A 24,741-nucleotide genomic window follows, 5' to 3' on the forward strand; every position below is an offset into this window, starting at 1 on the left:
CATTGCCTTCCTCACCTTAAATTATTCTCATCGCCGACATCCCACTCGTCACTTCTGTATCCTTTTTGAAGTCCCTCTACTATTACTACATTTAAAAAAACCTCAGTTACTTATGGTACGGTTCACCGAAATAACGTAAGAGGCAAAAAAGACGGGATTTTCTCCCGTTCAGACTGTAGACAAAGTCGATTACGAATGAATAATGGTGTATATAAAAGTAGGCAGGTACCGCCACTTCGCTTTCCGTGGGCTTGCCTTCAGCCTCCTCGTCACTGCGAAAACCTGTGCTCCTGCGGTTACTCGTCGCAAACGACTTGCGCAAAATTGCTTTTGCACTAGTCGTTTCCTGCGGGGTCTTCAGTTCAAGCTATTCCCCCAGGAGTCTTCGTGGCGGTCCCTGCCATTCATTTTCATATAGCAATTAATTAAAAAAATGAAAAAATGCACGACTTTTCAACATCAGTTGACAAGTCTACAAAGTACAAGTGATGTGTTATTCCATGCATTCGTATTGATAAAAATACTTTTGTCAACGCTCTGGACGGGTGATTTTTTCTCCCGTTTTTTTTGTTTGGATATAAGTGTTTTCTTATTAGATGAGAAATTACTTTTAGTCTTGAATTTTTTTGAGAAAATGAGCAAAATTAATTCCTTTCGTTCTTTTATGGATTGCTTTTTCCTCTTGGGTCGTTAATGCACCTCTACGTGTTTTGTATATTTTAATATTAAAAAGCTAACAATGTGTATGAATATAGAATTTTTACGTTCGACTAGAAATGTTTTTTTCTCAATAAGAGGGGTGGGATGTACATGTTTTGGAAAAAAAAACAAATTGAAAGTAAGCTTATTGCTCAATCAATAGCTGAATCAGAATTATCGATAGAAGCTCTGAAAAAAAGCCTCGTTCAAATGGATGATGCAGAATTTGTGGAAATTGACATTTCCGATATTCGAAAAATTCATCTTGTTTACATACGAACTCTCATTGACCAAGAAAAATTAAATGAAAGCATTATAAAACCTTTAACTAATTGTTCCAAACCGTCTATTCAAGATTGCATTGTGAATTCCTCAATTATTCCCATTCCTACTTTTATAGAGGCAAAAAAACAGTTGTTTTCAGGGTCCATTTTGTTATTTGATTCTTCGCAAAACCTTTGGTTAGCTGTGCCATTAAAAAATCCTATTGGACGTGCCATTGAAACTTCCGAAACAGAAACCATCCTGTTCGGAGCAAAAGACAGCTTTAGTGAACAAGTAGAACAAAATATTACGCTTATTCGAAGACGACTCCCCATACATGAACTGAAAGCAGAGAAGTTTACTGTCGGTTCTTTGAGTGAGACAAGTGTTGTTTTAATGTACATAGAGGGGCTGACTAATCCAGATTTTGTTTCAACAGTCAAAGAGAAGATTTCTGAAATTAATTTTGATCTCTTCTATGACTCCTCTCAAGTTGCGGCATTCCTGGAGGAACATCAAAACAGTATTTTTCCTCAGTTTCAGCAAACTGACCGGCCTGATGTAGTTACTTATTCTCTGGGATTAGGAAAAATCACCCTTCTGGTAGACAATACACCATTTGCTCTTGTTGCACCCATTACTTTTTTCCATTTGTTCCAATCACCCGAGGACTATATTAATCGATGGGTAGTTGCCAGTTTTTTGCGCATCATCCGATATGTCAGTTTTATTCTGTCAGTCACATTGATTCCTTTCTATGTGGCATTGACAACTCATCACTATCAAATGATTCCTATACAAACACTTCTGGTCTTGGTCGACTCAAGGAGCAAGCTTCCTTTCACTCCTTTTTGGGAAGCATTTATCATGTTAATTTTTATTGAAATCATAAAAGAAGCAAGTTTAAGGATGCCTACAAAAACAGGTCAAACACTTGGGATTATTGGGGGTATTGTGATTGGTCAAGCGGCTGTTGAGGCTGGATTCGCTAGCAACGTATTAATTGTCATGGTCGGGATCTCGACGATAGCTTCCTTTCTTATTCCCAACTACCTTATGACAAAAGCAAATTCATTAATTCAATTGATGCTTCTTGTTTTTTCTTCTTTACTTGGGATAATTGGGATTGCACTAGGAATCATTGCTATTTTAGCCCATCTTAATAGCTTGTCTTCAATCAAGCAACCATATTTTTCACCAGTTTCCCCTTTCTTTAGAAAGGATTGGATTGACTTATTCATTCGAGGGCCATTAGTCAAAATGATGGAGCGTCCAGAGCATCTTAAACCTCTAAAACTGAAGAGATATAAAACTAGGAGATGACTTGATGGAAACCCACCAATTATTTAAAAAGAATGAAACCTATAATGGGCTCTATGCCATGTTGTTGGTAAATCGCCTCCAAATGCTATACTTTTTTCTGATTATGCCAAATATCTTGATCAATCCATATATGATTTGGGTGCTTATAGCTGTCGGGATATTATCCCAACTAAACCTTCTTCTTTTATCGAAGTGGCTTTTAACCCGTTTATCTAGCAATGGATATAACGGATTTGTCCAATTGTTTGGAAAAAAATTGGTACGATTTCTCTCTTTCATCGGGTTGTTCTTTATTCTACTTAAACTTTCCGTCATAATGTTAGGATTCAGCGAAATTGTTCAAACATTTATGTTTCCATCAACAGATACAAATTTTCTTGTCTTTTTTATTTTGTTGTTCTGTTGTTATGTCGCAGGTAAGGGCGTTGAACATACCATTCGTTTTGTGTTGATTTCTTTTTTCTGTACATTTTGGATGATCACATTTTTCGTTTTTTTCTTCTTTCCTCCAATAGCTCAACTCAGTGATTTGTATCCACTTATTCCAATGGAGTGGAAAGTAGAAAATTGGAAAGCCTTTTTTTTAATTTTGTCTTCCTATTCTGGTCCGGAATTTCTGGTATTTTTGGGACCATGGCTTAAAACAAACAATAAAACCTTTCGCTATTTGTCTTACGGCAACGCTCTCACCGTTGTAGAGTATGTATTCCTATTTATAGCATCCCTACTTTATTTCGGTTCCAATTATTTAAGTAAAAGTCAATATCCAATTATTAATATGGCCCGTTATTTTCAAAACCCAGTGTTTGAACGAATTGATATGGTCATGCTTTCCTTTGAATTATTTAACCTAGTTTTTGCAGTTTCTCTATTTCTACTATTGTTTTATGGAGCATCTAAAATAGCTTTTGGTAAAATGAGCAAGCCGTCCAGTGGAAAAGGTTTGTTATTCAGTGTATTCCTTATTTTTATCGGAATGGTTCTTGTGAATGAATTATTTTGGAAGTCTTGGGAGAAGCAGCTCTTTTTACTTAATCTTCAAATTATAGCTGGAAGCATAAGCTATTTTCTTGTTCCACTTGTTATTGTTTTAGTAATGAAAAAAAAGGGGGTTAATAAACATGCATCTACATAAAAAGATATTTAAAAGATTGATACTCCTTTTTATGACTTTATGGTTATCTGGCTGTGCCCCTTTTACCGAAAATAACATGATTGAAGAAATTTCTCCCATTACCTTTTTGTCAATTAGTAAGGGGGATGAAGGGAAAGTAAAAGTCAGTACAATTTTGCCTCCTCTAAGCAAAGAAAATAAGAGTGTAATGTCGCAAGAAGTCAGCTTATTAAAGGAAGGAGTACAGAAGTACAACTTAAACTTCTACCAGGAAATTAAATCCGGACAAATGCGGATGCTGGTAATTAGTGATGAACTTGGAAAAGAAGGGATTATGTCTATTATTAATGTGTTATTGACTGATCCGGATATTCCTTTAAGAATCTATTTAGTTATCGTAAAAGGAAATTTTGACGAGTACTTGGAAAGTCAATTGGACAAAGATGAAAACTTGGATTACTCGTTTTACCGAATGCTGAAGCATTATGAGGAAAAAAACCAAGGAGAATTAACTGTCGTTAATCTTCATGAATTTAAAAATTTGCTCTATACTCCTTATTCAGATCCTTTCTTGCCTGTATTCAAAATACAAGAGGATGGGGTCAGCTATGAAGGTACAGCCTTGTTTCAAGATGACAAGCTAGTTGAAACTATTTCATCTTTAGATGATCGTATCTTCCAGCTGATAAACAACAATCACTACTTAGAAGTTTTACCGATTCCAGAATTTGAAGTTGTACTGGGTCATGTTAGATCTAAAACAAAAGTAGATATCGATAGCAGCTATTCTACAATGACCTATACCGTGAATGTAGATACAAGAATTGAGGAATACCGGGGAGAGAAGCAATTATTTGACCCAAAGGAGTTAGAAAATATGAAAAAAGATCTCGAAACCCATCTTGAAAAACAAACACATGAACTAGTTAAAAAGATGCAAGAATTGAAAGTGGATCCATTACAGCTTGGCATACAAACAAAAAGACCATTCTCAAAACCAATGGAAGAAAAAAAATGGATTGAAATGTTTGAGAAGATGGACATTAAAATAAAATACATTATTAATATCGATCCTTTGACGGATGCAAATTCAAAAAGGCAAAACCTTTAATTTTTCCTATCGAATAACTCATAACGTAAACAAAATGCCCTAGAATCAAACGATTCTAGGGCATTTTGTTTACAATCTATCGCTTTGTATAATTTCTGTCAGAATTATACAATAACGCAAGCGAGCGTTGTGGTCGAAAACTTGGGAAATGACCATGATTTCATCACATCCGCCTGGCTTTCCTCCAAAAATGTCTGCGGCTTTTCTTTTACCGTTTGTTTGCTACCAATAATCGATGAGCCTAATTGTTGCTGGAGAGCATCTAAGTAGATCTGCCTTTTTAGATGAGTAAGATACTCTCAATTGAATCTGGTTGAAAAATCAAATTATATAAATAGGTGTTTTTCATATTATACAGCTTATAAAAACATTTTTTTACTTATGATAAGGTTCAGTACGATTCATCCTAAACATCTTGCCAGTCTCATGTTGCCCTGTCGACACATCAACATCTGTTCGAGTAACAGGTATTATCCAGCCACCTTCCAATTGGGATCCATATCCGCTCCGTTGTGAATGGATTCTTTGTTAAAAATAACGCTCATTCACCATTTGAATACTACTATTAACAAGCTAAGGTTTTGGTGCAAATATAGTATGATCTTAAAAGATTCGTACTGTATTTGCACCAAAACCATACAGACTGTAATTTTAATCTGTTGAAGAAAAGGTTAATTCAGTAGAAACGACTTCTTTCGTCGTAAAGTTACATCCATGTAAACCTTTTAGCTAGAGAATGAGCTAAAAGCAATAACATTTATTTAGCCTCTAAAAAAATCAGTAACGTCAATCCTATCTTGATTATTTTACTAGGTAACATTTAAATGTTTTTTAGTTCCAAAGATATAGTAAAAAATACTGACAATTAAGCGGTTATACAGTAAAATAAAGTGAAACTTCATTCGATAGGGGACTTACTACCTGTTAATGCGGGGTGAAAAGAAAAAGCGGGGTGCGAGTATGGAAAACATACAACTAGATAAAAATACGGTCATTAAAGAAGTGTTAAATTGCGCCATTGAATCCATCCGGACGGTCATTCCAATTGAAGCGCAGATGGGAAGGCCGACGTTATTAACGGAGTCATTTAGCCATCATGCAATAGGTGTTTTTATCGGTATCACCGGTGATTTGCCGGGCCGCCTCATTTTAGAAGGATCAGAAGAATCGTTTTCACGTTTAGGGACGAAGATGTTTGGCATGCCAATCGAAGGTGAAATGGTGGAGTCATTTGCCGGTGAAGTCGTCAATATGATCGCGGGCAATATGGGTGCGGCACTGTTTGTAAAAGGAATTACGATTGATATTACACCGCCAACGATCATTGTAGGCGATTCGAAAATTTCTGGATTCAAGCAGGCGATCAAGCTGCCAATAGCGTTTCAGGAAGCCGGGGAATACGAGTTAGTTTTAAATATTGAAAAGGGTTAACAGCAGTTGGCGAATTCCATATACATAAACATATTTACGTATACATAAGATGGCAGGGAATAAGCTTTTATATAAATCTTTCACACGAATCATATGGGGTTCTATTCTTGCTCTACTTATGTATTCATCTTTTTAAACGATACTGAATAAGGTCTCTTTTTAGGTTGCCAAAACAGAAAAACGATGGTAGGATATAAATAAGGATGAAAATCATTATCAACTAAGAAAGAAGGCGTTTGGAATGATCTGGTTATTTGTGACGGCGACAGTAGTAACGTATGGTGGAGTAATGAAATATGTACTGGATCGTACGGCAAATCAAACGAATACGCCTGCAATGAAAAAATAAAAAATGACAATAGGGATACAGTGAAAGAAGTGTAAACTGCTTTCACTGTATCCTTTTTTATTTGTCCAAAATCATATACAATAATAAAAAAAGGTGTACGCATCGAAGGGATGGAACAAAATATGGAAGCACCGACCAAAAGCCGCGTAATGGATACAATTCGAGCACGTACCGCAAAGCTTTATGAAGAGTTTATACATAATAAAGATACTGAACGGGCAGAAAAGGCCGAGCTTTTTTTGCGTAAAATGAATGATCATGAATTTATCGTTGCATTTTGCGGCCATTTTTCAGCTGGAAAATCAACAATGATTAATGAATTAACAGGTGAAGCCCTTTTACCCTCAAGCCCGATTCCAACAAGTGCCAATCTCGTTAAAATTAAACCGGCGGAAGAAGACTTTGCTAAAATTAATTATCATAATGGGCGTCCGCTCGTCTTTAAAGCGCCATATGACATCAAGCATGTGAAAAAGTTTGCAAAAGATGGCGATGAAGTCGCATCGATTGAAATCGGTCATTCGTCGTCTAATTTGCCGATTGATGTGACAGTAATGGATACGCCAGGCGTAGACTCGACAGATGATGCGCATCGTATTTCAACGGAGTCTGCGCTTCACCTTGCGGATATGGTGTTTTACGTAATGGATTATAATCACGTACAGTCGGAATTGAATTTTGTCTATACGAAGGAACTATTATCGCATGGGGTAAAGCTGTATTTAATTATTAATCAGATTGATAAACATAAAGAAGAAGAATTATCGTTTAGTACGTTTCGCCAGTCTGTGTATGATTCATTTGCGACGTGGAATGTACAGCCAGAAGCGTTTTACTTTACAAGTCTGCGGAGCAGAAATCTGCCATATAATGATTTCGATGAAGTAAAACAGCTTATTCATGATAGTATGGCGAACCGGGAACAGTTGTCTGAACAGTCAGCTGAAACGATGATGAATCGTCTTGTACATGAACATATGGAATGGCTTTTAGAACAGCAGAAAGAAGAGAAGACAAAGTTGGAAGCAGTCGTTGCGGAAGCTGGGGTCCAATCTATTGAAGAAAAAGAAGCGGCACTTGCAAAGGAACTGAAAAAGCGTGATGCGGTGTTCTGGCTGAAAGAGTACGAACAAAGACGTGAAGATGTGCTGAAAAATGCGATTTTAATGCCGGCCTCTACACGTGAACTGGCTCGCAGTTATTTAGAATCGACTCGTTCAGAATTTAAAGTAGGAATGCTGTTTGCGAAAAGGAAAACGGAAGAAGAACGTGAAAAACGCTTGAATGCCCTGCTTGTCGATTTGAAAAAACAGACAGAAGCACAGCTTGAGTGGCATGTAAGGCAAGTAACAGCTTCATGGTTAAAAGAAAGCGGTTTGGATGATCCGTCGCTTGCTTTAAAGGCAGAGGCATTATCTGTGCCGGTCGATTCATCTGTTATTACAGATGCAGTAAAACGGGGTGCTGGTGTAACAGGTGAAGCTGTATTGAATTATTGTGAAGATGTCGCCAACCTTATTAAAAAGCGGACCCGTACTATATCGGATGAATGGAAACGTGAGGCTGCACCGGTTTTAACGGACCAGTTTAAAGGAGAATATGCGCAATTTGCGGCAGATCATCATATTTGGAAAGAACGTCTTCTAGCAAAAGAAAAGCTTGCATCACTTGAATTTGTGCGAGAGATGCGTGAAAAAGAGCTAAAACAAACGTTATTAATAGAGGACACAAGTATGCCAGCTGTTATAGATGAGTTGGTGGAAAAGTGGCGTATGGAAGCGGAAAATATAGCGGTTTATACGGGACAGGAAGATATGGAAGAAGTACGAAAAGAAGAGGAGAAGGAATGGGATGCGGAACCGGCGCAGGAGGCAGTTGTCATGGATCCAGCTTCTGCGGTGAAAAGGTTGCGTTATCTTGCAGATCATTTAAAAGATGTGCCCGGTTTTGGACGTTACAGCAGCGGTGCGCTTCAAAAAGCGGAGCGTCTTGAAAATCGAACGTATACCATTGCCTTATTCGGGGCGTTTTCAGCAGGAAAATCGTCATTTGCGAATGCGCTGCTCGGTGAAAAAGTACTGCCAGTCTCACCGAACCCAACGACAGCTGCCGTTAACCGTATTCATCCAGTAACTGAGGGGAAAAAACACCGCACGGCCGATGTTCATTTGAAGACGAGTTCTATCATGCTTGCGGATGTGAATGTATCACTTGGACTGTTTAGCCGCAATGCGTCATCTCTTCAGGATGCCTATAAAATGGTGCCAGGCGTGCTGGATTCGAATGAAGGAGAAGGAAAAGAAAAAATTCATTTGTCTTTTTTACGTGCGTTTTATGAAGGCTTTCATACTTATGAAAACAAGCCCGGTGAGACGATTAACGTAGATCTCGATATGTTTAAACAATATGTTGCCAATGAACAAAAAAGCTGTTTTGTGGATTCGATTGATTTATATTACGATTGTGATTTTACGCGTCTTGGTATTACATTAGTGGACACACCAGGAGCTGACTCCATTAACGCCCGCCACACAGGTGTGGCTTTTGAATACATTAAAAATTCGGATGCTATTTTGTTTGTCACGTACTACAATCATGCGTTTTCAAAAGCAGATCGAGAGTTTCTTATCCAGCTTGGCCGTGTAAAAGATGCGTTTGAGCTTGATAAAATGTTCTTTATCATTAACGCGATTGACTTGGCAGCAAATGAAGACGAACTGAATGAAGTAAAAGCATATGTACGCGAGCAGCTGCTTCAATATGGCGTCCGTTTCCCGCGTCTTTATGGTGTATCAAGTATGCTCGCGGTTGAAGAAGCAAGACGCGGCGAATGGAATCATCCACAGTCTGGCATGAAGAACTTTAAAGAACCGTTCCGCACCTTTTTATCAAACGACCTTGCGTCAATGGCTGTGCAGTCTGCGGAAGCGGAAGCGGAACGCGGCATTTTGCAGTTAGAAAAGCTAATTGAAACAGCGAAAGAAAACCGTGACAATCGGGCGCAAAAGAAAGCAGAGCTGGAAGATAAATGGGTCCGCATGACGGCTGTCATTAACAGTGAGAATACAGACGTAGAGAAAAAGCGGATGACGCAGGAACTTGATGAACTGGTGTATTACATTAAACAGCGCGTCTTTTACCGTTTCTCTGATTTTTTCAAAGAATCGTTTAACCCGGCCACGCTAAGCGGACAGGGAGACGTAAAAGCATCACTCCAAAAAGCGCTGGAAGAATTACTTGGATCCGTCGGGTATGATCTTGCTCAAGAAATGAGGGCAACGTCTATTCGTGTTGAAAATCATGGCGTGAAATTGCTTCATGAAAAGCAGATGCGTTTGACAAATAAAGCATCGCTGATTGAGCGGGAATTGCTTTTATCCGGCCTAGATGCACCGAAGCTCGCTGTTCCGGATTTTGATTCAGCTTTTACAGAGATACCGCGTGAAGCGTTTGCCAAGGCGCTTTCATTATTTAAAAATGCCCGCGTGTTTTTTGAGAAGAATGAGAAGCAACTAATGATGAAGGAGCTTCAAACACTGATCGAAGCACAGGCAGATCTGTATTTAGCTAATCAAAAAGAAGCTCTTCAAGCCAGTGCATTCCTGTTTATCGAGAAAGGAACGGATGAGGTGAAAAAATCCGCTTTATTAGATGTAAATGAACAGTTTACAGCGTGGCTTGATGTGCTGGAGCATAGTGAAAATATTGAGGAGTGGGAGCGGATTTTACGTGACATCCAAGCTGCCTCTTAATACACGATTTCATGCATGTGCGACATGCCGCCATTTCGCGGCGTTAAAAACGTCTGCTCACATGATGTACAAATGTCGCCGGCTCAGGTTCGAAACGAATCCGAGCTATCGGTTTAATTGCTGGGACCCGAAAGCCAATGTGAGAAAATTAATGGAAAAGGAACAGGTGAACGAATATGATCGTAACGACTGACTGGCTTCATGAGCAGCTCGAAAATAAGAATATCACCCTTTTCGACTGCCGGTTTAATTTGGCGGATTCAGCGGAAGGAGCCGAATTATACGAAAAAAGCCACGTGCCAGGCGCTTTTTATGCACATCTTGACAGTCACCTTTCTGGAGAAAAAGGAGCAACTGGAGGGCGTCATCCATTACCGGATATGAACGTGTTTAAACAATTTTTAGAAAGCTGCGGCGTGTCTAATGATTCAATCGTTGTGGCGTATGACGATGGTGTATCGATGTTTGCTGGCCGTCTATGGTGGCTGCTCAAGTATGCTGGTCACGAAGATGTACATATTTTAGACGGTGGGTTTTCTGAATGGATGGAAAAAGGATACCGGGTCACAGCGAAAAGGCCAAGCCAGCGTTCAGCTTCGTTTCAATTAAATGTGAAGGAGGACATGCGTGCCTCCATTGAAGAAGTTAAACAGGCATCTGAAACAGGTTCAGCCTTACTGATTGATTCGAGGGCACAAGTTCGTTATCTTGGTAAAACAGAACCGCTCGATCGTGTGCCAGGCCATATTCCAGGTGCGATTAATCATTTTTTTGCGGAAGGACTAGACGGGACCAAGTGGAAATCAAAGGAAGAGCAGGCCTCCCGGTTTGAACATATCCATAAAGAGGAACCCGTTATTGTATACTGCGGCTCAGGTGTTTCAGCGACACCGAATGTAATGGCTTTACAGATGGCAGGGTATAAAAATATTAAATTGTACCCAGGCAGCTACAGTGAATGGTCAAGCGATCCGTCACGTCCAGTTGAAACAGAAAAACGAGGCATTATGGAGAAGTGAAAAAAGTAAAATTTAACCGTTCAGGTTTATTGGACGGTTTTTTTGTATATAGTAGTTTGTAAATAGAAAGAAGAAATCGTTGATTATTTAAGCAAAATAGATTGTATACACTAGGGGGGTATGGTAAACTGAATGTAGGAGGTGGCAGTATGAATGTAATGGAGATGCCGAATTGTGAGATGGATGACATGAATGGGTCTGATCGAAAGAGCCACCATTCTGAGAAAACGAAAAAAAATTTAGTGACGCGGCTCAATCGGATAGAAGGTCAAATTCGTGGAATTAAAGGCCTTATTGAAAAGGATGTTTATTGTGATGATGTTATTACACAAATTTCTGCAACGCAGGCGGCGTTAAATAGTGTGGCTAAAATTCTTCTTGAAGGGCATATGAAAAATTGTATTGTTGAGCGTATTCAAGAAGGCGATCTTGAAGTAGTCGATGAACTGCTTGTCACAATGCAAAAATTAATGAAAAAATGAAGATTTAAAATAGGAGGAAGAGAAACTAGTGGAACATACAACGTTAACTGTACAAGGAATGTCTTGCGGACACTGCATCCAATCCATTGAAGGCAGTGTAGGAGAACTAAACGGTGTCAACTCAGTGAAAGTTCATTTGCAAGAACATACAGTGGATGTGGAATTTGATAGACAGCAAGTATCTTTGGATAAAATTATAGAAGCTATTGATGAACAAGGCTATGAAGTAGCCTGAAAATAGACGTATAAAACGTGCTGGTCTTTTCAGCACGTTCTTTCTGGTAATAAATATACCCCTTATGGGTATAAGGAGTGGTCAATATGAACGATCAAGTGAAGGAAACAAATCTTCTCATTTCCGGCATGACATGTGCAGCCTGTGCTGTGAGGATTGAAAAAGGGTTAAATAAACTGGATGGTGTAGAAAAGGCCACAGTAAACTTGGCATTAGAAAAATCCCAAGTGCAATATGATCCGTTCAAAATAAAGGAAGAAGAGATTCAAAAAAAAATTAAAGATCTTGGTTATGATGTGATCATAGAAAAGAAAGAATTTCTCATTTCCGGCATGACGTGTGCAGCGTGTGCAACAAGAATTGAAAAAGGATTAAATAAACTAGACGGTGTGTCGAATGCAAATGTTAACCTGGCTCTTGAAAGAGCGACGGTTGAATATAATCCTTCCACTTTATCGAAAGCAGACGTCATTAAAAAAGTGGAGTCACTTGGATATGGCGCTGTTTTGAAAGAAGAAGACAGCAGCAAGGAAAGCATCGATCATCGACAGAAAGAAATTGAAAATCAGACAGGGAAATTGATCTTTTCAGCCATTCTTTCGCTGCCTCTCTTATGGGCGATGTTTGGGCACTTTGAATTTACGTCTTCACTTTACGTACCAGCTATGTTTATGAATCCATGGGTGCAATTAGCGCTCGCGACTCCTGTACAATTTATTATTGGGAAACAGTTTTACATAGGAGCCTATAAAGCGCTAAAAAATAAAAGCGCCAATATGGATGTGCTCGTCGCACTCGGAACATCTGCTGCTTACTTTTATAGTTTGTATTTATCTTATGAATCGATCGGTCATTCTGGTCATATGGTCGAGCTGTATTATGAAACGAGCTCGATTCTCCTTACACTGATTATTTTAGGAAAACTGTTTGAAGTAAAAGCAAAAGGCCGTTCCTCAGAGGCAATCAAAAAATTAATCGGCTTGCAGGCGAAGACAGCTCTCGTTGAACGAAATGGACAAGAGGTGGAAATTCCGCTTGAAGATGTACTTGCGGGCGATATTCTTCATGTGAAGCCGGGGGAGAAAATTCCGGTAGATGGCTTAATTATAGAAGGCGAATCTGCTGTGGATGAATCGATGCTGACAGGAGAAAGCCTTCCAGTAGATAAAAAGCCGCATGATGAAGTCGTTGGGGCAACGATGAACAAAAATGGATTTTTAAAAATGAGAGCGACGAAAGTAGGCAGAGAGACGGCTTTATCGCAAATTATTAAAGTCGTTGAAGAAGCACAAGGATCAAAAGCGCCGATTCAACGGTTAGCGGATCAAATATCCGGTATTTTTGTTCCGATTGTTGTTGGGATTGCCATTATCACCTTTATCATTTGGTTTATATGGGTGACGCCAGGAAACTTCGCCGAAGCACTTGAAAAATTGATTGCTGTATTAGTGATCGCATGCCCTTGTGCACTTGGACTGGCGACGCCAACTTCTATCATGGCAGGATCAGGACGTGCTGCAGAGTATGGTATTTTGTTCAAAGGCGGAGAACATCTCGAAACAACACATCGCATTGACACCGTTATTCTTGATAAAACAGGGACCATTACAAATGGGACACCTGTATTAACAGACGTTTTAGTGCATGACGCCATTGATCAAGCGGAATTTCTTGCCCTTGTTGGAACGGCAGAGAAGCAGTCAGAACATCCACTCGCTCAAGCAATTGTACAAGGGATTAAAGACAAGGGGATTTCATTAAAAGAAACGGACTCATTTGAAGCGATTCCGGGCTTCGGTATTAAAGTTATCGTCGAAGAAAAAGAGGTACTTGTAGGGACACGTAAGCTGATGAAGCAGTACAAGGTGGATATAATGGATGCTCATAAAAAAATGGTAGAAATGGAGAAAGAAGGAAAAACAGCTATGCTGGTAGCCATCAATGGTCAGTATGCAGGGATTGTGGCTGTTGCAGATACAATTAAAGAAACATCTAAAGCTGCTATCGGACGATTAAAAGAGATGGGACTTGAAGTCATTATGATGACAGGTGACAACAAACAGACAGCGCAGTCGATTGCGGGACGGGTTAATGTTGACCGTGTGATCGCAGAAGTTCTTCCGGAAGAGAAAGCAGAGGAAGTGAAAAAACTGCAGGCACAAGGGAAAAAAGTCGCGATGGTGGGCGACGGAATTAATGATGCACCGGCACTGGCAACGGCCGATATTGGGATGGCGATTGGAACAGGAACGGACATCGCATTAGAAGCAGCGGATATTACCTTAATCAGGGGCGATCTAAACAGTATTGCCGAGGCGATACTAATGAGTAAGAAAACGATCCGAAATGTTAAAGAAAACTTGTTTTGGGCGTTCAGTTACAATACGATTGGAATTCCGATCGCTGCTCTCGGGTTTTTGGCCCCGTGGCTTGCGGGCGCGGCCATGGCATTCAGCTCAGTTTCGGTCGTCCTTAATGCCCTTCGATTGCAGAAAGTAAAATTATAAAGGTGTGATCATATGAAAAACTGGGCAATTGCCGCAGTCGTTTATTTACTGGTTGTTATTGCTGTTTATAATAGCATCCTTTAGGCGGGCCAGTAGACAAAGTTTTTAAAAATATCACTCTTTCTTATATAGGTATATAGACCTGTTTTAGTCCCCTTTCTATTTACGTGAAAGGGGACTATTATTATTGATTAATGGTATTTTGTTTTTAGTAAACGCAGTGAGTTGAGTACAACAATCAATGTAGCGCCCATATCAGCGAAGATCGCCATCCATAGAGTCAGCCATCCAGGAATGATCAAAAGCAAGGCCAGCAGCTTTAATCCAAATGCAAACGTAACATTTTGTTTAATTATAAGGAGTGTTTTGCGGCTCAGAGCGATCGTATAGGGCAGTTTCTCGAGGTCATCTGCCATTAAAGCAATATCGGCTGTTTCCAGCGCTGTATCTGTTCCAGCACCTCCCATGGCGATTCCGACTGTGGCACGTGCAAGAGCAGGAGCATCGTTGATCCCATCGCCGACCATTGCTACTTTTCCGTGCTGTTCCCGGAGCGATTTAATGGCTTCAAGTTTATCATGAGGCATTAAATTGGCTTTTACTTCGCTTAACCCTAATTGCTTTCCTATCGCGTTTCCAGTCCATTGATTATCACCAGTCAGCATAACAATTTTTTCAATACCTAATTTTTTTAGCTTTTGAATAATGGATAAGCTGCCTTCCCGTACCTGATCTGCTACGGCTAAATACCCTTTAATTTCTTCCTCTGTTCCAATCAGCATCACTGTTTTACCTTGCTGCTGGAGGCCGATAATTTGATTTTTAATTTTTTCAGGAATGGATTTCATTTCATCAAACAATGTAGGATTTCCAATAAAATAGGTGATTTCGTTCAAAACGGCTTTTGCCCCTTTGCCCGTCATCGATTGGAAGTCGTCAGCTGTATATTGTTCTACATGCTCTTCTGCTGCTTTCTGGAGAATAGCAGAAGCCAAAGGATGCTGTGAAAACTTTTCAATGGCTGAAGCAATAGCCAAAAGGTCTTTTTCACTCAGATCAGATAAAGAAACGACATTGGTTACAACTGGTTTTCCTACGGTTAACGTACCTGTTTTATCAAACGCCACAACACTTAAACGCCCTGTTTCTTCTAAATGAATGCCGCCTTTGATTAAAACGCCATTTTTCGCTGCATTTCCGATTGCCGTTACAATTGCCACCGGCGTAGAAATAACGAGCGCACATGGACAGCCGACGACAAGGATAGCAAGACCACGATAAATCCATTCTGACCAGTCAGCCCCTGTAAAAAGGGGAGGGATGATGGTAACGAAGAGTGCAATTATCATAATAGCAGGCGTATAATACTTAGCGAATTGATCAACAAATTGCTGTGAAGGGGCGCGTTCTGCTTGTGCTTCTTCCACTAAATGAATGATTTTTGCAATCGTTGTGTCTTCGGTACGCTTCGTTACACGGGCTTCCAAAAAGCCTTCTTCATTTAAAGATCCGGCGAATACTTCATCACCAGTTTGTTTATGAACAGGAATGGATTCACCTGTAATAGCGGCTTGGTTAATGGAAGACTGACCATTTAGTACTTCTCCATCCATTGCTACTTTTTGGCCGGGTTTAATAACCATAATATCGCCGACTTGAATGTCTTCTACGTCGACTTCAAACTCATTCTTTCCCCGTTTAATAATAGCAGTGTCAGGTGCGATATCCATTAGAGACCGGATCGATTGGCGTGCTTTCTCCATTGAATAGCTTTCAAGTGCTTCGCTGACAGCGAAGAGAAAGACAACGACGGCCCCTTCGCCCCATTCTCCGATAATTACCGCACCAATAATCGCTACCGTCATAAGCGTTTTCATATCAAATTGAAGTTTGCTCAAGTTTTTCAACCCGACTTTAAATAAATCAAATCCGCCAATTAAAATGGATAAGGCAAAAATCGTTATAGTAGTCGGGCTGCTTTCTCCGGTAGTGAAACTGGAAATGTACCCAAAGAGTAAAAGGGCCAGGGCGACCATTGCATTTTTATTTTCACGTTTTTGCCAAAACGGAATTTTTTCTTCTTTTCGTTTTTCGTTTGCCGGATAGACTTTAATGCCATCAAACGCACCGGCTGCTTCTAACTGCTCGATAGAAGCTTGACCAACAACCGCAATCTTAGAGGCGCCAAAATTCAGCTGAACATCTTCAACGGTTTGAATATCCCGTATATTCTTTTCGAACTTAGCGGCACAACTTGTGCAGGATAATCCTTGCAGGCGGTATTCATTTTTTGATTCGCTCATTGTAATCAGTCCTCCTGTGAGTGTTCAAGAGCAATGCGGACTAGCTGGTAAACGTGCTCATCTTTTACAGAGTAGTATACCAGTTTGCCCTCTTTTCGATATTTTGCCAGCCCCATATTTCGAAGCAGCCGTAAATGATGGGATGCCGTAGCGGTTGTGGAACCGATGATTTGAGCGACGTCACACACACATAATTCATCTTCGAGCGTGAGGGCATACACAATTTTAAGCCGTGTTGCGTCAGACATGGCTTTAAAAAGAAGTTCAACACCGTTTACATTGTCTATTTTCGGCTGCACACGTTGTACAACTACTTCATTAAAACAAGAAGTTTCACATGTATCCGCTGTCTGATCGAGATTTGTTTTTTCGGTCATCCGTATCCTCCTCATTCAAATGATTGTTTGATTGTTATGTTTTAGTGTATGATGAGTTTTCAGAAATGTCAATTATATATTCAAATGATTATTTAATCATAGAAGAGCATTTCGTACAATAAGGGAAAACAATCGCATCGTTAGACGGTGGTAACGATTCAATAGGGCAGTGTCACTGAATGGAATGATTTGTTTATCGTTCAGCATAAAAAGGACACGCAAGAGGAGTTAGATAAGGGGAGAGTTGGACTTAGGAAATCAGTAAAGACGCTGTGGGAATGGAGCAAACAGAAAAAGAGCTCTCTCAACGGCTGCTGATGAGAGAGAAAAGAAAATCCAACTATCATGTAATGGCGATGTATGGATCAGCTGTGTTTTTTGATTAAAAATTCCCATATAGCTGTAAAGAGTAAAAAACCGATGGCTAATCCTAAAATGAGTCCGTTTAATTTCATCGGCAGTGCTAAAGAATGTCCTAGAATCGAACAGATAAGAAAAACAACCGATAAAAGAACGCTGAAGAGGAAAAAAGCAGGCAAGGAAAGATGTTTTTTGTCTGAAAGCAGCAAGGAAGCCATAATGGCCAATCCTTCCGGAATTTGGTGAAGCATCATGGCTGTAATAAATGAAGTGGATAAATGTTGGTTATCCAATGTGGAACCGATGGCGAAGCCCGCTGGAATATTATGAACGGCAATAGCGGCAATTAAAAAGAACACCGGTCGATAGGCTGGAGATGATTTGTCTTCCATAAAGCCATGGAGACCAATACAAGTCAGCACACCTAGCGAAGCACCAAAGGCAACACTTATAAAACCGTACTCCTTCAGAGCGTGTGGAATTAGTTCTAAAACAAGTAACGCTGTTAAAATAAGACCACAAAGAACGTATAAATGAGCGGCTTTGATCTTAGGGATTTTGTAAATAGCACACGCGACAAGCGCTCCTAAATTTGTTCCAAGAAAAAGATAAAAGCTGAGCAAGTACGATACGGCATGCATGGTTACACCCCTATCCATAAGAGATAGTTCAATCATATTCATAAGGGCACTTAAATAGTAAAAAAGAAAGTCTATTTATCTTTATCCATAAGGTGACAGGAGGTGTTTCTATGTATCAAACCATCATTATAGGAGCCGGTCAGGCAGGGCTGTCCATGGGGTATTATTTAAAGGAAATGAACCAATCGTTCCTTATTTTAGATAAAAATCAGGCAATCGGGGAGGGGTGGAGAAAGCGGTATGATTCTCTCGTGCTGTTTACGCCAAGAACGTACAGTTCTTTACCCGGTCTCCCGCTGGAAGGGAATCCGCATGAGTTTCCGCCAAAAGATGAAATCGCTCAATATTTAAAAAGATATGCGGAGTCGTTTCAACTGCCGGTTCAGCTCCAGACAGAAGTAAGGCGCGTCTGGAAAGAACAGAACCATTTTCATATTCAAACGAAGGATCAAGAGTATGAATCAGAGAATGTCATCATTGCATCAGGCCCTTTCCAAGTACCTAATATTCCGGCCTTTGCACAAAGCATATCACCGGAAATCATCCAAATGCATTCTTCCGAATACAAGAACCCAGCTGATCTTATAGAGGGAAATGTACTCGTAGTAGGCGGTGGTAACAGCGGTGCTCAAATTGCTGCGGAATTGTCCAATGAACGGGAAACCTATTTGTCGGTCAGTCAAAAAATGAAGTTTTTACCGCTGACAATTGGAGATAAGAGCATCTTTTGGTGGTTTGACAAGCTTGGATTATTGAAGGCTCCGAGTCATTCATGGATAGCGAAAAAGATACAGGCGAGTGGAGATCCTATCTTCGGTTTGCCATTAAAAGAGGCATTGGCAAGCGGGATCGTGATACAAAAAAGCAGAGCTGTAGATGGGAAGGACACAATCATCCATTTTCAGGATCAGACGACGCTTGAAGTTCAAAATATTATCTGGTCCACCGGTTTTGTTTTGGATTACAGCTGGCTGGAAGTGAAAGGTGCGTTAAATAATGAAGGACAACCGATACACAAAAGAGGCATCACACAAGCAGCAGGACTATATTTTTTAGGACTACCGTGGCAGTATCGGCGCGGTTCCGCACTTCTTCAAGGGGTCGGGGATGATGCTAAATATATTGCTGAATACATACAAACAAGTGGAGGTACTTTATGAAAAACAGTAAAAAAATCGTGATTTCGACACTTATTCTTTTTGCCGCGCTCGTTGGCCTTGTGTTGTTTATAAATAGAGAAGATGAAACGGCACAGGAAATAGATCAAACAACGAACAGTAAAGGGCATCCTCCCATTGAGGGACAGCCAACTTTAGGAGACGCCAATGCACCTGTTTCCATTGTCGAGTTTGGCGATTATAAATGCCCATCGTGCAAACAGTGGGGCGAAACGATATATCCTAAATTGATGGAAGACTATGTAGACACCGGAAAAGCAAAATTTTCATATATCAATGTGCTGTTTCATGGAGAAGAATCTATTCTAGCATCACTGGCTTCCGAGTCTGTCTACAAACAAGATCCGGAATCATTCTGGGCATTCCATAAAGCAGTATTTGACGCACAGCCGGCCACACAGGAGCATGATAATCCATGGGTAACCATAGATAAGATGAAAGAAATAGCAGGAGCAACAGCACCGAAAGTAGATCTGGCGCAGTTGGAAGCTGATTTAAATTCGGAAGCAACATCTGTAGCGGAACAAGTGAGTACAGATGATGGCTTGGTAAAAGAATTTAATGTTCCCTATACCCCAACAATCATTATTGATGGCGTCATGTTGGAAGATCCGTTTGACTATGAAAAAATTGTATCGTTAATTGAAGAAGGATCAGCAGCTGATGAGTAATCCATCAAAAGAGTCCTTTATTCAAAAATATGCATTGTATGCAGCATGGATCGTTTCGATTGTCGCTACGCTTGGAAGTTTATATTTCAGTCAGATTAAAGGATTTGTTCCATGTGAGCTCTGCTGGATTCAGCGGATTTTTATGTATCCTTTGGCCATTATTCTGGGAATTGCGGCGTTTTACAACGAAATTCATCTAAAGAAATATGTGCTTCCGTTGTCCCTTATCGGCGGAGCGGTCTCTTTCTACCATTACCTTGTGCAAAAGGTACCGGGATTTGCTGAGGTTAAGCCTTGTGTTCAGGGAGTTCCATGTAATATGCAGTACATTAATTGGTTTGGCTTTGTCACGATTCCTTTTTTAGCACTAACAGCATTCACGCTGATTAGCATCTTCATGGTTCTTTTGCATATGAATGTTCGGAAAAGTAAGAGCAAATAATATAGTTCATGAAAAAGTCTCTGTCGATTCCTTCACATTTTAAATGGCTGAAAATGCAAAAAGGAGAGTGAAAAGCAATGGGACATTCTCATTCACATGATCATGGTCATCAACATGGAAGCAGTAATAAATCTGCTTTAAAATGGGCGTTCTTCTTAATCAGTTCATATATGATTGTGGAAGTGATCGGTGGGATTATGACAAACAGTCTGGCATTGCTTTCCGATGCGGGGCACATGTTAAGCGACGCAGCTGCACTTGGTCTTAGCTATGTTGCTTTAACATTCGGACAAAGAGCAGCATCGGACAAAAAAACATATGGTTATAAACGCTTTGAGATACTGGCTGCCTTTATTAACGGCATCACACTCATGGCCATATCCGTTTATATCTTTTTTGAAGCATACCGAAGATTGATGAATCCGCCTGAGGTTATCAGTGGGGGGATGCTGATCATTTCTATTCTTGGTTTAGTCATCAATATTGTGGCTGCCTTTATTTTAATGAGAGGCGATAAAGACGAAAACATAAATGTGAGAAGTGCCTTTTTACACGTCATCGGTGATATGCTTGGATCGGTCGGAGCGATCATTGCCGCCATACTCATTATGTTTTTTGGCTGGTATTTGGCGGATCCGATCGCCAGTATTATTGTGGCCATCTTGATTGTCATCAGCGGGTATCGTGTAACAAGAGATTCCTTCCATATTCTAATGGAAGGTGCCCCTTTAAATATGGATATTCAAGAAGTAAAGAATGGGCTGCTTTCACTGGATGAAGTAAGAGAGATTCATGATTTGCATGTTTGGTCTATCACATCCGATTTTCCAGCGCTCAGCTGTCATCTAGTAGTCGATCAGGATGAAGATGATCAAATGGTATTATCAAAAGCGAAAAAACTTCTTCTCGAAGAATTTCATTTGCATCATGTTACTATTCAAATCGATAAAGAAGGCGGAGAAGGTTGTTCATCAGGAGATCATTGTAATTAAAAGATGCAGTGATCTTCCAAAAAAAAGTTAGGTGTCTTATCAATGATTAATAAATAAAGATAAACCGGAGAGAAATTGAATTTCTTTCCGGTTTTTTCTCGCTCAATTGCTGTTTTTTATAGGAGATTCTTATTATTCTCTCTTAATTATAGGAAGAAGATATTAAATCATCGCTCCCAGCATAAACAGTCAGGTCGTCAGAAAAAAATTTAGAAGGATTAGCTCGGTATTATTTAGTATGTTTTTCATCATCATCCGCCATTAACCCGCGTGTTGCCTGTTTAAATTCCCTTAGTGTAGTTCCGAGCGATCTCCCTAGCTCAGGCAATTTCGAAGGACCAAATATAATGAGAGCAGCTATACCAATTAAAGCAATACTTCCTGGACCAGCCATCAAAATCCCCTCTTTTCTATTTGATAAAAAAGGCAGTAAAGTACATAATTAACATCCCTATTGTAAACCCGGATAGATTTAGCCATGAAACAGATGGTTCTTTGTGCAGACGATGATCATCAATAAGCATTTTTGCAATGACATAAATGACTTGCAGAATGGCACCTGCGCCAATACCTAAAAATAAGGCACCTAGTATAGGTGAAAAGATGAACCCGCCGAACCATGTACCAAAAATCGCCGGCGCACCTGCAACAGTGCCAAGTAGAAGAAAATCCCTTCCTCGGGGCTTTGATTTCAGCAAAGGTGCAGCGATACCAATTCCTTCTGTTATATTGTGCAAGGTAAAGCCCACGATTAAGAAGGTGCCTAGTGCAACAGATCCTAGAGCAAAGGAAGATCCAATAGCAAGGCCTTCACCAAAATTATGAAGACCAATTCCAGTAGCCATCAAAAGTGATACTCGAAATGGGGAATAGCCCTTCGCTTCTTGCTTCCGACGCTGGTATTGATCAAACGCAATCAGTAATAAAAAGGTTAGCGCAGCTCCAATAATTACGACCATGTTTCCTTGTAAAATGGAGGGCGCTTCTGCACCGATTTCAAACCCATCAGCTAAAGTACCAATAAATAAGAATAATAAAAGACCAACCGTCAAGGCAAGAATCATATTGATCCATTTCCGGTTAAAGCGTTTCATGAAGGGGTACCATATTAATCCTAAAGAAATGGGAACAATCCCAACGTAGAAGCCAATAAAACCGTAATTTAAAAAGTTATCCCAGTTTAACTCTGGGGTAAGGGTTGCAGCATCAACTCCACTTTCGATAACGATTCCGTTAGCGGTAATTAACTTAATCGAGTGAGGGTCTCCCTCTACCCACGGATAGTTGATAAGGACGGTTCCATCTTGAAGACGTTTTAGAACAGGGCTTGGCGTTACAGTGAAATTCCAGATAGAATCATCCACAATCACTTGAGATATTTCAAGCGTTTTGGGACCCGTATTGCTGACGGAAAGTTCAAATCCTGAGTTGGTCATTTTAATCCTTTCGATATTAAGCACTTCAATAGGAGCAGCAGGATCTTTTTCAATTCCTGCACCATTCTTCAACACCCATCCTAATACTCCAACCAATAGCAAGAGAGGAACAAGCGCTGAAATGATCCATTTCATTTTCATGTTGCATTCCTCCTTTTTATTCGACCTCAAATAAGCCCATCCAGCCTAACTCGGCAAATTCACTCACATGTGCGTGGAACATGTATTTTCCTTTGTATGGGAACCTTACTTCTAAAATGCCGCGCTCTCCCTGACACTGCATGATGGTATCGGTAAATTGAGATGGATTATCCATCCGTCCAGTCGGTGAATACGTAAAGTAATTCGCATGAAGATGAAACGAGTTTATTAAATCAAACTCAGTTAAATTACTAAGATAAATGCGAACAAGCTGGTCTTTTTTTATTTTAATAGGGTGATTCATAAAGGCAAATGCATAGCCGTTTATCGTATAAAATTCATTTTCACCGTCTAAATCCAGGTCATAGCCATTCATAACCATATTCAGCTCAAGTGCCTTTTCCCTTGGTATTTTAGGGTCAATAATAAAATTACCATAAAGCCCTTTATGAATATGCCTTGCTAATGGAAGGACATGGCAATGATACAATTGCAATCCATAAGGTTGCGCTTCGAATTCGTACGTAAAACTTTGACCCGAAGGAATAGGTTCGAGCCCATCCATTTCAGGAGGGTGAATCCCGTGAAAATGGATGGAATGGGGATGGCTTCCTTTGTTAGTAAAATGAAAACGAAGCAAATCTCCCTCTGTACAGCGAAACGTTGGACCTGGAATAGTTCCGTTGTACGTCCAGCCTGGAAACTTAATACCTTTCGCGATTTCAATTTCTTTATCCATAGCGACAACAGTATATTCCCGCAATGTTTTCCCGTTTGGTAGTAGGCTGACTTTTCCATAATCAAACTCAGTTAACAGACGTTCCGCCATTTTATAGCCAGCCGATTTAGTCGTATCGTTCATATTCACATGGTTGCTATGAGAAGTATGAGAGGCAGCATGAGCTATACCCTGCACTCCAGAAAACTTATTCAAATAGTAACTGCCTGCTACTCCAAGTGCTCCAGCGGAACCTATCTTTAGAATATCTCTACGTGATACTTTTCCATCCGACATAACTTTCCCTCCTTTTAAAAAGTTTACCTAAGGAAACTCTTTAGCGCATGGCTATACTGTGCGGCATGGACGAGTATTCCGTCAATAAATTTTTTGATTTTATTGAAAAAAATCTTGCCGTTGAAAATGGTTATTCACATTATCATAGTGTTCATTCTTTCAGTACTCTTACGATGAAAACAAGAAGATTATGTATAACATTGAAATAAATGAAGAATTTCTTTATTTTATTAGTTACAGTTATTTGAGGAATTTCTGTCTATCGTAGTATTTGATGCTCTAGATGCTAATGGTAATCGGGTCATCAAGATAATAGGGGTAGTACCCGCCGTGAGAAAAGGGATTTCACTCATGTATGATAATAGCGCCTGTAGAGGTAGAGCTTTCACTCAAACAAGTGTACAGAAATATCTATCTTTTAAGGAATTTATTAAGAAAAAGTAAAGGATTGAATTAGCTGATAAGAAAACCGGAGAAAAATGAAATTTCTCTCCGGTTTTATGTAAAGCCATAAAAGTCTAGAATACTGTATAATTCCTATAAAAATAGTTTATTGAAAGTAGGGGCTATTATCATTTATACGATTGGTTTATTTATCCTTGCAGGGTTGGCGGAAATTGGCGGGGGGTACCTTATTTGGCTATGGCTAAGAGAAGGGAAGCCATTTTATTGGGGAATCGCTGGGGGAGTGGCTTTAGCTTTGTACGGGGTGATTGCGACATTTCAAACGTTCCCTTCATTCGGACGGGTTTATGCTGCTTATGGAGGAGTGTTTATCGTTCTTTCAGTCTTATGGGGATGGGGAGTAGATAAAAAAACACCTGATATGTATGATTGGATTGGTGCGGTCATTTGTTTGGCTGGTGTTTCGGTCATGCTATGGGGACCGAGGCATTAAG

The 24,741-nt window shown here is 39.9% G+C and carries 20 protein-coding genes; 14 read left to right on the forward strand and 6 right to left on the reverse strand.

Annotation, left to right across the window (positions count from 1 at the left end; genetic code table 11):
• Nucleotides 1–810: 810 nt before the first annotated feature.
• From ACZYRN_RS02590 to ACZYRN_RS02630, 9 genes are all read left to right on the forward strand, one after another.
• Nucleotides 811–2,286, forward strand: coding sequence for a spore germination protein (locus ACZYRN_RS02590; RefSeq protein WP_488909929.1), 1,476 nt, complete (start codon nt 811–813; stop codon nt 2,284–2,286).
• 4 nt (nt 2,287–2,290) lie between these two features.
• The gene (locus ACZYRN_RS02595) at nt 2,291–3,421 is read left to right on the forward strand and encodes a GerAB/ArcD/ProY family transporter (RefSeq protein WP_488909930.1); all 1,131 of its coding nucleotides are present in this window, start codon (nt 2,291–2,293) and stop codon (nt 3,419–3,421) included.
• Nucleotides 3,408–4,511 (forward strand): Ger(x)C family spore germination protein, encoded by a 1,104-nt coding sequence (locus ACZYRN_RS02600; protein WP_488909931.1) that lies wholly within the window; start codon nt 3,408–3,410, stop codon nt 4,509–4,511. The genes ACZYRN_RS02595 and ACZYRN_RS02600 overlap by 14 nt, the downstream gene beginning before the upstream one ends.
• 960 nt (nt 4,512–5,471) lie before the next feature.
• Nucleotides 5,472–5,942 (forward strand): chemotaxis protein CheX, encoded by a 471-nt coding sequence (locus tag ACZYRN_RS02605; RefSeq protein ID WP_488909932.1) that lies wholly within the window; start codon nt 5,472–5,474, stop codon nt 5,940–5,942.
• Between the two features lie 459 nt (nt 5,943–6,401).
• Nucleotides 6,402–10,043: a dynamin family protein gene (locus ACZYRN_RS02610; RefSeq protein ID WP_488909933.1), complete on the forward strand. Its 3,642-nt coding sequence runs from the start codon at nt 6,402–6,404 to the stop codon at nt 10,041–10,043.
• A 176-nt stretch (nt 10,044–10,219) separates the two neighbouring features.
• On the forward strand, nt 10,220–11,062 hold the full coding sequence (locus ACZYRN_RS02615; RefSeq protein ID WP_488909934.1) for a sulfurtransferase: 843 nt from the start codon (nt 10,220–10,222) through the stop codon (nt 11,060–11,062).
• 149 nt (nt 11,063–11,211) lie between these two features.
• A complete protein-coding gene (locus ACZYRN_RS02620) occupies nt 11,212–11,544 on the forward strand; it encodes a metal-sensitive transcriptional regulator (RefSeq protein ID WP_488909935.1) in 333 nt (110 codons plus the stop codon).
• A gap of 28 nt (nt 11,545–11,572) precedes the next feature.
• A complete protein-coding gene (gene copZ / locus ACZYRN_RS02625) occupies nt 11,573–11,779 on the forward strand; it encodes a copper chaperone CopZ (RefSeq protein WP_488909936.1) in 207 nt (68 codons plus the stop codon).
• Between the two features lie 86 nt (nt 11,780–11,865).
• Nucleotides 11,866–14,286, forward strand: coding sequence for a heavy metal translocating P-type ATPase (locus tag ACZYRN_RS02630; RefSeq protein WP_488909937.1), 2,421 nt, complete (start codon nt 11,866–11,868; stop codon nt 14,284–14,286).
• Nucleotides 14,287–14,477: 191 nt separating this feature from the next.
• On the opposite strand, the gene ACZYRN_RS02635 is transcribed toward ACZYRN_RS02630, so the two are convergent.
• The 3 genes from ACZYRN_RS02635 to ACZYRN_RS02645 form a co-directional block, all read right to left on the reverse strand.
• Entirely contained in the window at nt 14,478–16,589 is a 2,112-nt protein-coding gene (locus ACZYRN_RS02635; RefSeq protein ID WP_488909938.1) for a heavy metal translocating P-type ATPase, read from the reverse strand.
• A gap of 5 nt (nt 16,590–16,594) precedes the next feature.
• Complete coding sequence (locus tag ACZYRN_RS02640) at nt 16,595–16,966, reverse strand: ArsR/SmtB family transcription factor (protein WP_488909939.1); 372 nt, start codon at nt 16,964–16,966, stop codon at nt 16,595–16,597.
• 365 nt (nt 16,967–17,331) lie between these two features.
• Nucleotides 17,332–17,967, reverse strand: coding sequence for a ZIP family metal transporter (locus ACZYRN_RS02645; RefSeq protein WP_488909940.1), 636 nt, complete (start codon nt 17,965–17,967; stop codon nt 17,332–17,334).
• A 110-nt stretch (nt 17,968–18,077) separates the two neighbouring features.
• On the opposite strand from ACZYRN_RS02645, the gene ACZYRN_RS02650 reads away from it, so the two are divergent.
• The 4 genes from ACZYRN_RS02650 (at nt 18,078) to ACZYRN_RS02665 (ending at nt 21,250) form a co-directional block, all read left to right on the forward strand.
• The gene (locus tag ACZYRN_RS02650; protein ID WP_488909941.1) at nt 18,078–19,127 is read left to right on the forward strand and encodes a flavin-containing monooxygenase; all 1,050 of its coding nucleotides are present in this window, start codon (nt 18,078–18,080) and stop codon (nt 19,125–19,127) included.
• Nucleotides 19,124–19,816 carry a DsbA family protein gene (locus tag ACZYRN_RS02655; protein WP_488909942.1) on the forward strand — a complete coding sequence of 231 codons (693 nt, stop codon included), beginning with the start codon at nt 19,124–19,126 and terminating at the stop codon, nt 19,814–19,816. The genes ACZYRN_RS02650 and ACZYRN_RS02655 overlap by 4 nt, the downstream gene beginning before the upstream one ends.
• Nucleotides 19,809–20,258, forward strand: a complete 450-nt coding sequence (locus ACZYRN_RS02660; RefSeq protein ID WP_488909943.1) for a disulfide oxidoreductase — start codon at nt 19,809–19,811, stop codon at nt 20,256–20,258. The genes ACZYRN_RS02655 and ACZYRN_RS02660 overlap by 8 nt, the downstream gene beginning before the upstream one ends.
• Before the next feature lie 77 nt (nt 20,259–20,335).
• Nucleotides 20,336–21,250: a cation diffusion facilitator family transporter gene (locus tag ACZYRN_RS02665; protein ID WP_488909944.1), complete on the forward strand. Its 915-nt coding sequence runs from the start codon at nt 20,336–20,338 to the stop codon at nt 21,248–21,250.
• A gap of 229 nt (nt 21,251–21,479) precedes the next feature.
• Here ACZYRN_RS02665 and ACZYRN_RS02670 read toward each other — a convergent pair whose 3' ends face one another.
• The 3 genes from ACZYRN_RS02670 to ACZYRN_RS02680 are packed head-to-tail and all read right to left on the reverse strand — an operon-like array spanning nt 21,480 to nt 23,842.
• On the reverse strand, nt 21,480–21,644 hold the full coding sequence (locus ACZYRN_RS02670) for a twin-arginine translocase TatA/TatE family subunit (RefSeq protein WP_488909945.1): 165 nt from the start codon (nt 21,642–21,644) through the stop codon (nt 21,480–21,482).
• 16 nt (nt 21,645–21,660) lie between these two features.
• Nucleotides 21,661–22,827 carry a ZIP family metal transporter gene (locus ACZYRN_RS02675; RefSeq protein ID WP_488909946.1) on the reverse strand — a complete coding sequence of 389 codons (1,167 nt, stop codon included), beginning with the start codon at nt 22,825–22,827 and terminating at the stop codon, nt 21,661–21,663.
• Nucleotides 22,828–22,843: 16 nt separating this feature from the next.
• Nucleotides 22,844–23,842 carry a multicopper oxidase domain-containing protein gene (locus tag ACZYRN_RS02680; RefSeq protein ID WP_488909947.1) on the reverse strand — a complete coding sequence of 333 codons (999 nt, stop codon included), beginning with the start codon at nt 23,840–23,842 and terminating at the stop codon, nt 22,844–22,846.
• A gap of 571 nt (nt 23,843–24,413) precedes the next feature.
• Between ACZYRN_RS02680 and ACZYRN_RS02685 the strand changes: the two genes are divergently transcribed.
• Entirely contained in the window at nt 24,414–24,740 is a 327-nt protein-coding gene (locus ACZYRN_RS02685; protein WP_488910531.1) for a YnfA family protein, read from the forward strand.
• Nucleotide 24,741 lies beyond the last annotated feature (1 nt).

The sequence above is a fragment of the Domibacillus sp. F004 genome, from assembly GCF_057814295.1.

Coding starts and splice junctions, on each gene's coding strand:
- ACZYRN_RS02590 (WP_488909929.1), top strand. CDS start 811: ATGTTTTGGAAAAAAAAACAAATTGAAAGTAAGCTTATTGCTCAATCA.
- ACZYRN_RS02595 (WP_488909930.1), top strand. CDS start 2,291: ATGGAAACCCACCAATTATTTAAAAAGAATGAAACCTATAATGGGCTC.
- ACZYRN_RS02600 (WP_488909931.1), top strand. CDS start 3,408: ATGCATCTACATAAAAAGATATTTAAAAGATTGATACTCCTTTTTATG.
- ACZYRN_RS02605 (WP_488909932.1), top strand. CDS start 5,472: ATGGAAAACATACAACTAGATAAAAATACGGTCATTAAAGAAGTGTTA.
- ACZYRN_RS02610 (WP_488909933.1), top strand. CDS start 6,402: ATGGAACAAAATATGGAAGCACCGACCAAAAGCCGCGTAATGGATACA.
- ACZYRN_RS02615 (WP_488909934.1), top strand. CDS start 10,220: ATGATCGTAACGACTGACTGGCTTCATGAGCAGCTCGAAAATAAGAAT.
- ACZYRN_RS02620 (WP_488909935.1), top strand. CDS start 11,212: ATGAATGTAATGGAGATGCCGAATTGTGAGATGGATGACATGAATGGG.
- ACZYRN_RS02630 (WP_488909937.1), top strand. CDS start 11,866: ATGAACGATCAAGTGAAGGAAACAAATCTTCTCATTTCCGGCATGACA.
- ACZYRN_RS02635 (WP_488909938.1), bottom strand. CDS start 16,589: ATGAGCGAATCAAAAAATGAATACCGCCTGCAAGGATTATCCTGCACA.
- ACZYRN_RS02640 (WP_488909939.1), bottom strand. CDS start 16,966: ATGACCGAAAAAACAAATCTCGATCAGACAGCGGATACATGTGAAACT.
- ACZYRN_RS02645 (WP_488909940.1), bottom strand. CDS start 17,967: ATGCATGCCGTATCGTACTTGCTCAGCTTTTATCTTTTTCTTGGAACA.
- ACZYRN_RS02650 (WP_488909941.1), top strand. CDS start 18,078: ATGTATCAAACCATCATTATAGGAGCCGGTCAGGCAGGGCTGTCCATG.
- ACZYRN_RS02655 (WP_488909942.1), top strand. CDS start 19,124: ATGAAAAACAGTAAAAAAATCGTGATTTCGACACTTATTCTTTTTGCC.
- ACZYRN_RS02660 (WP_488909943.1), top strand. CDS start 19,809: ATGAGTAATCCATCAAAAGAGTCCTTTATTCAAAAATATGCATTGTAT.
- ACZYRN_RS02665 (WP_488909944.1), top strand. CDS start 20,336: ATGGGACATTCTCATTCACATGATCATGGTCATCAACATGGAAGCAGT.
- ACZYRN_RS02670 (WP_488909945.1), bottom strand. CDS start 21,644: ATGGCTGGTCCAGGAAGTATTGCTTTAATTGGTATAGCTGCTCTCATT.
- ACZYRN_RS02675 (WP_488909946.1), bottom strand. CDS start 22,827: ATGAAAATGAAATGGATCATTTCAGCGCTTGTTCCTCTCTTGCTATTG.
- ACZYRN_RS02680 (WP_488909947.1), bottom strand. CDS start 23,842: ATGTCGGATGGAAAAGTATCACGTAGAGATATTCTAAAGATAGGTTCC.